This is a genomic window from Candidatus Coatesbacteria bacterium, assembly GCA_014728225.1.
GTDB lineage: Bacteria > RBG-13-66-14 > RBG-13-66-14 > RBG-13-66-14 > RBG-13-66-14 > WJLX01.
The window spans coordinates 1-11172 of the sequence record WJLX01000145.1; the positions used below are offsets into that span (position 1 = coordinate 1).

Sequence of the window (11172 nt, forward strand, 5' to 3'; positions counted from 1 at the left end):
CCCCCCCCCCCCCCCCCCCCCCCGGCCCCGCTGACCGTGCTGGTCATTGTCGGCATAGCCCTGGCGTCGGTCTACGCCGTCGTCGTCGGCTTGGCGCCCTGGTGGCGTGGCGCCGAGCTGGGTCATCCAGGCGCTGCTGGCCGGCCTGTTGCGGGCGGGTCGGCAACGGGCGGGTCGGCAACGGGCGGGGCGTAGAAGCCGACAACAACCGGGATAACGCCGGCCGGTGCACGAAGCCCGAGCTACCGGGTTTAGTTAATGTCCCACGCTATCATCAACGGGAGGACCGGGCGGTCCTCCCGTCGAAGATCAAACCCGGCGTCGGTGAACCCGTCCCCGGGCCCCGTCAATCCGTTTCCAGCAGCAGCTTGATCATCTCCCGCTCCGCGGGATGCACCAGGCACTCGACGGAGCGCTCGACCAGACCGCGCAGATGCGCGATCACGTGCTCGGGCAGGGGCATTTCGACCTCGGCCTCGTAGGGCTCCTCGTCGGGCAGGTAGACCTTGAGCCGCAGGCTGACGACGACCTCGAGGCTCCGGGTCCGGCCGCTGTCCTCGAGCGCCAAAATGGTGGCCAGCCCGCGGCGGCCCTCCTCGCTCAGCAGCCGTTCCGTGGCGGCGTCGTGACGCACGCCGTACAGCGGGGTCGGGACCTCCTCGGCGCTCCAGTCGATCTCGATCCGCCGGGGATCCGCGGGGTGGACCAGCAGGGGGACGCTGCGGCCGGGCTGGACGGCGGGGACGGCGTAACGCGGCACCAGGGTCTCCAGCTCGACCTCGTAGGGCGGGCGGTCGCCGTCGTGGACCTCGAGGACGACCGCGAGTACGGGGTTGTCGTTGACGGTCATCGCCCCGCCGATCTCGCCCAGTTCGCGCACCACGCCGACGGCTTTGCGGCCGACGCGGGCCAACTCGCGGTCGTGGCGCGCGGCCAGCAAGGCGCGGATGATCAACAACACCGAGCCGGCCAGGCAACTGACCACGGCCAGTGCGCTCAGCAGCAGGATGCTGGTGAAGAGGGCGCTTCGGCCGATCAGGTCCAGGGCCTGCAGGACGAAGCCCACGGGCATCCAGAGCAACACCGGCGCGGCGCCGAGGAACAGCCACCAGCTTTGGAAGCGGCGTTTGGTCATCGGGTTGGGCAGTTGATGGACAACCACAGCATAACCCGCGCTCGGCGGGATTTCCAGTCGGCACCGCCGGCGGGTTGCCCGGGGATACCGGAAGCACAAGTCGGCATCCTTCGTAGCCGACTCGACACAAAACGCGGTCAATCCCGACAGGCACGTCAAGTGTCCGAAGTACAACCCGCGTCATCACAACAGATTGGCTGGCGGACGGCGGTTGCGCAAGCGCTCTACCGGCCAACCAACGCCGCCGGCTTTCGGGGGAAAAGCGCGCGTTGATCGCCCGGCAATCTTGGCTGGAAGTGACCACGGCCAGGGTGTCGATCAAGCCGTTAACCGGTATCCCACTGCTACCAACGGCTCAGGAAGCGCCTCGCCGCCGCTCGCCGGGCCGCGCTCGACACGATCGTCCACCGACGGCAACAAGGCCTGTAAGAACCGGTCACTCAGCGGCTTCCACCACAGGTGCGTCAACGACGACAAGAACCCGGTCGATTGCCAGCGATGGCTCAAGGCCGACCACGGCTGGTTCAAGCGCAGCTTCAGACTCCTTATCCGTGAAAGGTCGTTCAGCTTATGTAATGATCCCTTTAACAATAAGGCGTTGGTATCTGGTGTCGGCTCCTACGCCGGCGGAGACCAGCCTCAACCAGACTCCACGGGCATCGCGTCTGTTTCACACCGCCGTGAATCAATGCATTAGCTCGGGCCGCGACTCGACGTGGTGAATGCCACTCCGACAATCCGTCGGCCCCCCGCGGCTGATTGCGCCGTTGCATCAAGACCGACGGTTGAGCTCCCTACTTCCAGCGCACCAGGATCTGCTCGCGCTGGAAGGAGCGCACGGCCAGCAGCAGCACCAGCCAGGAGACCAGGGCCAGCCCAGCGGCCAGCAGCAGGGCGTTGACCAGGTTGAACAGCACGATCCCCAGCACCTGCATGGCCACCAGACCCAACAGCGGCAGGATGATCACCAGGGCCAGGGCCTGAGCCTCCTTGGGCTCGGAGGCCCGGCTCGAGGCCAGCACCCCCAACAGGTAGGCCAGGATCGAGATCAGCGGAGCCAGCAGCAGCCATGAAACCAGCCACAGCGGCTCCAGCATGAAGGGAATCACCACCCGGGGGCCGATCAGGCTCAATAGCAGGAAGAGGAGCCCGCTGCACAGCCAGTAGATCGCCACGGCGGGTATCGCCCCGGAGAGGGTCTTGCCGAAGAGCAGCTCCCGCGTGGTCACCGGCGTGGCCAACAGCGGCTCCAGGGTCCGGGTCTGTTTCTCCTCGACTATCGAATAGGTCGCCAGTACGTTGGAGACCAGTACCGGCACCAGCAGCAGGAAGATCGGCACCTGGAGGAAGACGAAGGCCGGCATCCGCTCCAATGGTGTCAGCTCGACCGCCGCCTCCAGGTTGACCGTCAGACCCTCCAGCGGCACCGGGAGGGCTTCTTGCGGATCCTCTTCCAGGGTCATCGAGTAGACCAGCCAAAAGGATTGGCCGGTGAGGATGATCGGCAGCACGAGGATGAAGACCAGGTAGGACTTCTTGGTGAAGGTGTTGCGCCACTCCTTGGCGATGATGTTGGCCAGGATCCTAGTCCGCATTCCCTTCAACCCCTTCCGCTTCCTCGAGCAACGTCAGGTAGACCTCCTCGAGGGAGTGCTCGTCCTCGCGGAACTCGACCAGCTCCCCGCCGGCCTCGACCACGGCCCGGGCCAGGGCCGGCTTGTCGGCGTCGATGTCGGCCAGCTCGACGATCAGCCGCTCACCGTCCCGCTGAAGATTCTTGACGAAGGGCCGCTGCTCGAGGCCCGCGGCGACCTCCACCGTACCGCCGGCCAGCTCGACCAGCACCTGACGCTTGAACAACCGCCGCCGCAGGTGCTCCGGCTCGTCGACGGTCACCAGGCGGGTGTTGAAGAGAGCGATGCGGTCGCAGAGCCGCTCGGCCTCGTCCAGGTTGTGGGTGCAGAGCAGGATCGTCCGTCCCTCGCCGCGCAGCTTCTCGATCAGCCGCCGCACGTCCCGGGCGGCCTCCGGGTCCAGGGCCGCCGTCGGCTCGTCGAGAAACAGCAGCTCCGGTTCATGCAACAGCGCCCGGGCCAGAGCCAGGCGCTGCTTCATCCCCTTGCTGAACTCGCCCACCCGGTCCTCGGCGCGCTCATCGAGCTCCAACAGCTCCAAGTATTTGTCGACCCGCTCGTCGACGGCTACTCCCTCGTAGAAGCGGGCGAAGTAGCCCAGGTTCTGTCTGGCCGTCAGCCGCTCGTAGAAACCCGGAGCCTCGGTCAGCAGGCCCATGCGCTCGTGCAGGCGCTCGGGCTCCGCGGCCGGGTCGAAACCCAGCACCACCGCCGCGCCCTCCGAGGGCGAGATCATCCCGGCCAGCAGACGCACCGTGGTGGTCTTGCCGGCGCCGTTGGGACCGAGGAGGCCCAGGACCTCGCCGCGGCTGACCTCGAGCTCCAGCTCGTCGACGGCCCGCGTCTCGCCGAAACTCTTGGTCAGGCCGCTGGTGGTGATGGCGGGGGTGGTCATCCGGGCGGCTCCGCTCGGTTTGGGATGCGGGGAAGGTGGAAACTGCTGCCGGGAAATCCTACCGATGGCATGATAACTCCAATCGCAACCGCAGGCAAGTCTCGGTCCGCGACGCCCTCAGCGGTACAGCTCCGGCCGAGGAGTGCCCGTCGGCCCCTTGTAGCGCCGGTACTGCTCCCGGTCCCGGGAACGCGCCCCGACGAGGACCGCCCCCGCGGGACACAGATTGAAGCACTTGAGGCAAAAGATGCACTCCCCGCCGAAGCCGACGCCGTCGTCGCCCAGGGTGATATTGGCCGTCGGGCACATCCGCTGGCAGAGACCGCAGCGGGTGCAGCGCTCGGCGGCGACGGCCAGCTCGTCCTTCCAGACCCGCAGGCCGGGCTCGTAGAACGTGCGTTGGAGCCAACCGCCGAGGTGGTCCAGCGGCCCGCTTCCGACGTAACGGCGCTCCCCGGCCAGAATCCCCGCCAGGATGCGTTCCAGCTTGCGCCCACCGCGCCGGATGATCTCCTCGCGCTCGGCGGCGCGGGGGACCTTCCAGAGGTTGAAGTTGGGGACGTTGATGTTGACCGGCATCAGGGCGTGGTCGGCGTAGACGACATCCCAGCCGCGCCGCTCCAGCCGGGACTTCCAGTAAACGCCGGTGTCGCCGGTGAAGATGCCGCAGTTGCCCACCAGGGCCACCGCCGGCCGCTTAATGTGCTCCGTTGACGCATGTTCGACACCCTCGAAGAAAACCTGCAACGGCTCCGGCATATCCGAGCCCCAGACCGGGTAGAAGACGATCAGCAGCTCGCAGTCCAGGACAGCGACTGGCCGCGACTTGAGCACCTCGTGGACGGTTGCCGCAGCTCGGTGACACTCCAGCCAGTCCCGGGCATGGTCGGCCAGCAATCGGGTGTTGCCCGTCGAGGAGAAGTAGAGCAGACTGATACGCAAGGGGGTTGCACCTCGTGTGTGGTCCGGCGAGACCTTTTTTCGCTAACCGGACGCCCCGCCCGGAGCGGCGCGCCACCGCGCCGGAACTGGCACGGTTTTTGCGGAGGCGGACCGTTGAGTCCGCGCCAACGGGCGCCGAGATGCAAAAACCGTGCCAGTTCCGGCGCCGGCCGGTCGGATTCGTTGAGTTGCTTAGGACCGGTAAGAAAAAAGGTCTCGCTGGGGGCGGTGCCGGATGCTTGTCGGCGGCGGGGCGTTCTGGTAACATCGCGGAGTGACACCCCATCCACTATAGCATGCGCTACCTCTTCCTGCCCACCGGACCGGTCACGGTCGCCTTCGACTGGCGCAGCTCCCCCGCGCCGTAGTTGATCCACACCCCAGATGGAATAGACCAGATAAGGACGGCTCAGCCGGGCCGAGCAGTTGGGAGCAGGCGATGACCGACACGGGAAAACTCTACCGCGACAGCGACGACTACCTGACCTACGCCACCGCCGAGGGCAAGCTGCGGACCTTCTCGGGCATCCAGCCCTCGGGCGAGGTTCACATCGGCAACTACCTGGGGGCGCTCAGCAACTGGGTCGAGTTCCTCGACGACTACGAGGCGATCTTCTGCATCGTCGATCACCATGCCACGACGATCGAGTACGACCCGGCGTTGATGCCGGGGCGGGTCTTCGACGCCGCTGTGGCCAACATCGCCGCCGGGCTGGACCCGGAGCGCTGCATCCTCTTCGTGCAGTCCGAAGTACCCCAGCATACCGAGCTGGCCTGGATCTTCAACACGGTCACCCCCTACGGCGACCTGTCGCGGATGACCCAGTTCAAGCAGAAGTCGCGTCAGCACCAGGAGAACGTCAACGTGGGGTTGTTCACCTATCCGGTGCTGCAGGCGGCGGATATCTTATTGTATAAAGCCTCGGCGGTGCCGGTGGGCGAGGACCAGGTCCAGCACATCGAGCTGGCCCGGGAGATCGCCCGCAAATTCAACGCCCGCTACGGCGAGGTCTTTCCGGAGTGTAAGGCTCACCTGACCGCGGCCAAGCGGATCATGGGCCTGGACGGCGAGAACAAGATGTCCAAGAGCCTGGGCAACACCATCGGCCTGTTGGAGGAGCCGGAGAGCATCTGGAGGAAGCTGGGGCCGGCCAAGACCGACATCCGGCGCAAGCGCAAGAGCGACCCCGGCGTGCCCGAGGACTGCAACGTTTACCTGAGTTACCACCGCTACTTCTCCTCGGAGGACGACCTGGAGTGGATCCGGGAGGGCTGCACCTCGGCGGGCATCGGCTGTCTGGAGTGCAAGAAGCGGTTGTTCGCCAACATGCTCGAGGTGCTGGACCCGATCCGCGAGCGGGCGGCGGAGCTGCGCGCCCGGCCGGATTACGTCCACGACGTCCTCGGCCTGGGGGCGGCCTACTGCCGCAGCATCGCCGCCGCGGTGCTCGAGGAGGCCCTGAACGCGATGGGGCTCAAGCGGGGCGGGTAGGCCGGAGTTCGCTGCTTGACCGTCCGTGAAGAATACCGGGGAGGACCTCAAAGGTCCTCCCCGGTAGTATTTGGTTGCAGACGGCCGGAGACCACTCCCGGCAGATGATAACGGGGCGACTGGGTACAGTCGCCTCTACGAATCGGCCCTACGAATCGGCCATGAATGGCGGTATCATTCCGTGAAGGGCACGGATGTCAACCGCCAGCCGGCGGCGGTGCGGGCGAACTCCAGCGTCTCGACGCCCAGCAGACTCTCGTCGCCGTTCATGACGGTGCAGTCGTACTCGATCGTCGCCGTCAGCACGCCGTCCTGGTCGTTGAACCGCGGACCGTCGAGCTCCTGGGTCGAAACCAGCAGCAGCTCGCCGGAGTCGACGGCCCGGGCGAACTCCTCGCGTTGGGCCTGGGTGACGGTGGGCCCGAGAAGCTCGGCGGCGTCAGCGCCATAGCCCAGGGTGAGGGCCTCGAGCAAGGCGTCGGCGGTCTGCTTGAGTTCGGCGGCGGTCGCCGGCTCGACCTCGACGGTCTCCCCGACTGTCTCAACCGGGGCTTCGCTTTCTGGGTCCTCCGCGTCGTCACAGGCCGCGAGGAATACGCCGAGGAGGAGGGTGAGCAGCATCAAGCGGGTGAAGGGTGGACGGCGGATCATTGACGCTCCCAGCCGAAGGGGGGGTGGATGAGTTTCCAGCGCTCGCCCTCGGGGGCCAGGACGAGTTCGCCGGTGGCGGCTTCACCGTCGGCGCTGCGGTAGGCGATGGGCACCCGGGCCCGCTGCTCGGTACCGACGCCCTCGATCGTCGGCTCCCCGGTGATCCGCGGCGAGTCGAGCTCGACGGCCTCGACCACCCAGTCGGCGAAACGGGCCGAGTCGTACTGGTTGACGTGCTCGCGGTGGAAGCTGGAGATGGTCTCCAGGGAACTGTGGCCGAGGTTGGTGAAGAAGGCCTCGACGTCGGAGCGGACGGCTTCCTCGACACTGGTGCGCTCGCCGGTGGCGGGTCGTTCCTCTAGGGCCTCCCCGCTTTCCCCTTCGCAGGCCCCGAGCCCGATGAGCGAGAGGATGGCGATGAGGAGCGGTATTGAGCTTTTTCGACGGCTGTTCATGGGGGTTGGATCACTCCAAACCATCATCATAATCCAGCGCTCCAATCCTCGGGGACGTGCTTGACGTACCACTCGCGCTCGGAACCGATGAGTTCGAGGGTGAAGCGCCGCCGGGACAGCGCCTCACCGCCACGCTCGACCCGGGCCTCGACGTGGGCCGTCAGGGCGTCCAGGCCGTGGGGTCCGGCGTCCGGGCGGATCTCAGCGAAGTGCAGCAGGCGCGCCTCGTGGACGACGATCTCGCCAGCGGCCAGCAGCTCGGTAAAGATGACGAAGTACTTGCTGTCGCCCTCGATCAGGGCGTGGCTGGAAGCGGCCTCGGCGTCACCGGCGACGACGGCCTCGAGAAAGCCGCGCACGACGCCCTCGGCCTGCTCGCGGTAGTCGTCGTGGGCCGTGCCGCAGGCCGTCCACAGCAGGAGCGGCGGCAGGAGAACCAGACCGCGCGTCGGCATCGCAACGCCTCCCTCACTCGAGGGCGTAGGACCACTCCCAGGGCACGTCCTTGACGTACCAGCGGCCGTCTTCGCGGACCAGGCCGATGGTCCAGCGGCGCTCTTCCAGTTGCGGTGAGCGCACCTCGACCTCGACGGCCAGCAGGTCGCGGCCGTAGGGTCCTTCACCGAGGCGCAGCTCGCCGTAGTCGACGACCGCGACGTTATCGAAGGCCAGCTCGCCGGCGGCCAGCAGCTCGGTGAAGATGACGAAGCCCTCGCTGTCGCCCTCGACGAGGGCGTAGTCCTCGGCGGCTTCGGCGTCGCCGGCCGCGACGGCCTGCAGGAAGCCCTCGGCGACCTCGGCGGCGCCGCCGAGGGGGTCGGATTCGCCGGCGCAGCCGACGAAAAGGACGATGACGGTCAAGCTAAGCGGCAGTCGAATCGTTTTCATCGGTACGGTAGGTGAGGAGATTCTTGCGCAGTTTGCAGTTGATCATGGTCATAAACAACAGGATCAGGGTGCTCCAGGGGGCGAAGCTGCAACAGGCCCGGTAGCCCAGGTCGGATTCCTTGGTGGCCTCGGCGTCGGGCAGGACCGTCTTGACGGCCAGGATGGTCAGCAGGATCGACAGGGCGAAGAGGATCCAGTAGCCCTTCTTCTTGACCTTGACGCTCAATGTCGTTACCCCGGCGTGAAGTGGGTTGGTCTGGGGTCGGGAAGGGGGCTGGTGGAGCGTCGCCGCCCGACCGGCTTTGCTAGCCGTCGGCCTTGTCAGCTCGGGGCCGGCGCCGGCGCAAGCGGCGCCGTACCGGCAGGATGACGAGAAGCGCCAGGCCGACCAGGGGCGCGCCGACGATGACGACGATGATCAACACCCGCAGGATGTGCAGCAGGATCAGGTAGCCCTGGGAGAAGCCGCGGGCGGTCAGCCGGGCGGCCGGATCGGCGACCAGGCCCGCCTCGGCGGTCAGGGTCAGATAGACGGGGGCGGTGCCGGGGTGGCCCTCGAGACCGGGAAAACGGGCGACGACGGCGGCGGCTTGATTCTCCAGTTGGTTGAGCTCGGTGAGGAGCTGTCGCCGACGGGCCCCCTCCGGGGTCTCCTCGATCTGGCGCTCGAAGGCGGCGATCTGGGCCCGCAGGTCCTGGAGCTGGAGTTCGGCGGTGTAGTAGTCGCGGCTGACGTCGGAGGTCAGGCGCTCCTCACGCAAGACCTCGCCCAGGGGTTCCAGACGCTCGAGCAGCTCGTCGCGCTCCGTCGTCTCCAGGCGGTAGAGCAGCCAGCCGGCGGCGGGCTCGCCGCCGGGCCGCAGGTAGGAGAGCTGGGCCAGGTAGCCGTGGCGTTCGTCGAGGGCCTCTCGCGCGGCGCCCAGGGCCTGGTCGAAATCGTCGACGCGGACGACGAGGGCGCTGACCACGGTGATCATCCGCGGCCGGGTCAGGGTGCGCCGGCCCCCGGCCGGATCAGGCAGGGTCAGGGTGACCTCGTCGCCGGCGGGCTCGGGGTCGGGCGGCGCCTCACCGCTGCGCCAGACCTCCTCGACGGCGGGGCCCTCATAGGCCGCCGGCTCACAGGCGCAGAGCAGGCTGAGCAGCAGGGCGGCGGCGAGGAGCGGCAGACGCTTCATGACTCCCCCCGTTCGCGCAGCCGGCCGATGCGCAGGCCGAGGAAGAAGGCCAGAATGACGATGACCAGGGCCGGCAGGATGATGGTGAAGATCAACCGGCCCAGCTCGTCGAACTCGCCGCCGTGGCCCTCGACGAGCACCAGATGCAGCTCGTGGAACTCGACGCGGTGCCGCAGCTCGTCCAAACGGCGGCGGGTGGTGTCGAGGTCGTCCTCGAGGCGGGTCAACTCGCGCTGGCGGTCGATGCGCTCCCGGGCCTCGAGGCCGGGCTCGTCGACGGCCTCGCGCAGCTCGGCGACGCGCTCCCCGAGCCGCCGGACGGCCTCCTCCAGTTCCGTCAACCCCTCGCCGACCTGCTCGAGCTCGGAACGCTCTCCCAGAACCACGCCCAGGCCCTTGAGCCGCCGGACCAGGGCCCGGGAATCGTCCGCCGGCAGCTCGTACTCCAATTCGGCGAAGGCCTCGTCGTCGTCGTCCTCGGTGCGGCTCGTCAGCAGGTTGGCGCCGCCGTCGGTCAGTAGGGCCCGGACCGCGGCGAGACCCTCCTTGAAATCGTCGAGGGCCAGCTCGAGCTCGACCTCGTAGGTGTAGGAGGCGCCGCAGGCGGCCGCCGCCGCGATCAGCAGCAGCGCCGTGGAGATGGCGGAACGGGACATGGCTAGTCCCCCTTGCGACTGCGCAGCAGGCGACGCGCCAGCAGGTAGAGCGGCACCCCGAGGATCGCCAGCACCAAAGCCACGCCGATGATGATGATGAAGACCCGCAGGATATTGACGATAGCGATGTAGGCCATCTCGAAGCCGTCACGGATCACCCGGCCGCCGCGGAAGGTCGTGCCGGGATCGTCCTCGGTCAGGGTGATGGTGATCCTGGGCAGGGTGACCAGGTCGTCGAAGTTCTTCAGTTTACCCTCGGCTTCGGAGAGCTCGTAATCGAGCAGATTGAGCTCCTCGTCGAGGCGGCGCAACTCGTCGGCCGGGGACCCCGCGGCGACGGCCTCGTCGTATTCGGCCTTCTTGATGTCGTAGTCGCGCTGCAGCTTGTCGCGCCGGCGCTCGGCGTCAACGTACTGCTTGGTGATATCCTCGGCCGTGGAGAACTCCTCGACGATCTCGCCCAGGTCACGCAGCTCGCGGATCAGGGCCACCCGTTCATCCTTGTGGCAGCGGATCTCGAAGGTCACCTCACCGGCGGTCCCGGCGACCCGGGTCACGTCGACACTGGTGATGATCACGTCGGTCACCCCGGCCTTGTGGTGGGCGTCAACGAGCTCCTCGACCTTGTTCCGGGCCTCGTCGAGCTCCTCGACCAGCACCGTCATCTCGGTCTCGTAGACCATCATCCGTTCCAGACCCAGGGTCTCGGTCTCCGTGGTGGGCTGGTCGGTGTCGGCGGCGGGCTGGCCGACCTCGGCCAGAATCCCGTCGTCGGCCTCGCGGGCCAACGCCGCCCCGCCCTCGGGGACGGCGCCGGCGGGAGGCTCCGCGACGTTCTCCTCGACGGCCTGCAACTCGAAGTCCGCCGCGCTCTCTTCTTCGTAGTAGGCGTAATCTTCGTCAGCGGCGTCGCCGGCGGTTTCCTCCGCCTCGTAGTAGTCCTCGGAACAGCCGCCGAAGACAAGGACCAGCGCGACGAAGAGCATCAGGAACGGGAAACGGCGCATGACGGGCCTCCCGGGATGAGCGCGACGCGGGGGTCGCGTTACAGTGGAAAAACGGCTTGAACGAGCGCAAAGCAGTGCCGATCCAGCACCGCTCGTCGACCGGCAGGAGCGGTAATCGGCCTGGATACCGCCCGCCGGCGGCCCGCCGGCTGTTATCGCAGCGCCGGAACCGGCACGGTTTTTGCATCTCGGCGACCGTTGGAGCGGCGGCAACGGTCCGCCTCCGCAAAAACCGTGCC

Annotated in this window: 14 protein-coding genes; 2 read left to right on the top strand and 12 right to left on the bottom strand. The window is 67.5% G+C overall.

Annotated features, from left to right (window positions below):
* Nucleotides 1-346: 346 nt before the first annotated feature.
* Nucleotides 347-1162, bottom strand: coding sequence for a hypothetical protein (locus tag GF399_10555; protein ID MBD3400755.1), 816 nt, complete (start codon nucleotides 1160-1162; stop codon nucleotides 347-349).
* 184 nt (nucleotides 1163-1346) lie between these two features.
* Here GF399_10555 and GF399_10560 point away from each other — a divergent pair, with 184 nt between their 5' ends.
* Nucleotides 1347-1832 (top strand): hypothetical protein, encoded by a 486-nt coding sequence (locus GF399_10560; protein MBD3400756.1) that lies wholly within the window; start codon nucleotides 1347-1349, stop codon nucleotides 1830-1832.
* Between the two features lie 97 nt (nucleotides 1833-1929).
* Here the strand turns inward: GF399_10560 and GF399_10565 are convergent, their stop codons facing one another.
* The 3 genes from GF399_10565 to GF399_10575 form a co-directional block, all read right to left on the bottom strand.
* Nucleotides 1930-2730 carry an ABC transporter permease subunit gene (locus GF399_10565; GenBank protein MBD3400757.1) on the bottom strand — a complete coding sequence of 267 codons (801 nt, stop codon included), beginning with the start codon at nucleotides 2728-2730 and terminating at the stop codon, nucleotides 1930-1932.
* Nucleotides 2720-3664: an ATP-binding cassette domain-containing protein gene (locus GF399_10570; GenBank protein ID MBD3400758.1), complete on the bottom strand. Its 945-nt coding sequence runs from the start codon at nucleotides 3662-3664 to the stop codon at nucleotides 2720-2722. Before GF399_10570 ends, GF399_10565 begins: the two co-directional genes overlap by 11 nt.
* A 117-nt stretch (nucleotides 3665-3781) precedes the next feature.
* A complete protein-coding gene (locus GF399_10575) occupies nucleotides 3782-4606 on the bottom strand; it encodes a hypothetical protein (protein MBD3400759.1) in 825 nt (274 codons plus the stop codon).
* A gap of 439 nt (nucleotides 4607-5045) precedes the next feature.
* Between GF399_10575 and trpS the strand changes: the two genes are divergently transcribed.
* Nucleotides 5046-6098, top strand: a complete 1053-nt coding sequence (gene trpS / locus GF399_10580) for a tryptophan--tRNA ligase (protein MBD3400760.1) — start codon at nucleotides 5046-5048, stop codon at nucleotides 6096-6098.
* 174 nt (nucleotides 6099-6272) lie between these two features.
* Here trpS and GF399_10585 read toward each other — a convergent pair whose 3' ends face one another.
* The 8 genes from GF399_10585 to GF399_10620 form a co-directional block, all read right to left on the bottom strand.
* Nucleotides 6273-6749 (bottom strand): hypothetical protein, encoded by a 477-nt coding sequence (locus tag GF399_10585; GenBank protein ID MBD3400761.1) that lies wholly within the window; start codon nucleotides 6747-6749, stop codon nucleotides 6273-6275.
* Nucleotides 6746-7204, bottom strand: a complete 459-nt coding sequence (locus GF399_10590) for a hypothetical protein (protein MBD3400762.1) — start codon at nucleotides 7202-7204, stop codon at nucleotides 6746-6748. The genes GF399_10585 and GF399_10590 overlap by 4 nt, the downstream gene beginning before the upstream one ends.
* Nucleotides 7205-7230: 26 nt before the next feature.
* Nucleotides 7231-7659 carry a hypothetical protein gene (locus tag GF399_10595; protein ID MBD3400763.1) on the bottom strand — a complete coding sequence of 143 codons (429 nt, stop codon included), beginning with the start codon at nucleotides 7657-7659 and terminating at the stop codon, nucleotides 7231-7233.
* A gap of 13 nt (nucleotides 7660-7672) precedes the next feature.
* The gene (locus GF399_10600) at nucleotides 7673-8065 is read right to left on the bottom strand and encodes a hypothetical protein (GenBank protein ID MBD3400764.1); all 393 of its coding nucleotides are present in this window, start codon (nucleotides 8063-8065) and stop codon (nucleotides 7673-7675) included.
* Between the two features lies 1 nt (nucleotide 8066).
* On the bottom strand, nucleotides 8067-8318 hold the full coding sequence (locus GF399_10605; protein ID MBD3400765.1) for a hypothetical protein: 252 nt from the start codon (nucleotides 8316-8318) through the stop codon (nucleotides 8067-8069).
* A gap of 79 nt (nucleotides 8319-8397) precedes the next feature.
* Nucleotides 8398-9270 (bottom strand): DUF4349 domain-containing protein, encoded by an 873-nt coding sequence (locus GF399_10610; GenBank protein ID MBD3400766.1) that lies wholly within the window; start codon nucleotides 9268-9270, stop codon nucleotides 8398-8400.
* Nucleotides 9267-9926 (bottom strand): DUF4349 domain-containing protein, encoded by a 660-nt coding sequence (locus GF399_10615; GenBank protein ID MBD3400767.1) that lies wholly within the window; start codon nucleotides 9924-9926, stop codon nucleotides 9267-9269. The genes GF399_10610 and GF399_10615 overlap by 4 nt, the downstream gene beginning before the upstream one ends.
* Nucleotides 9927-9928: 2 nt before the next feature.
* The gene (locus GF399_10620; GenBank protein ID MBD3400768.1) at nucleotides 9929-10933 is read right to left on the bottom strand and encodes a DUF4349 domain-containing protein; all 1005 of its coding nucleotides are present in this window, start codon (nucleotides 10931-10933) and stop codon (nucleotides 9929-9931) included.
* Between the last annotated feature and the right edge of the window lie 239 nt (nucleotides 10934-11172).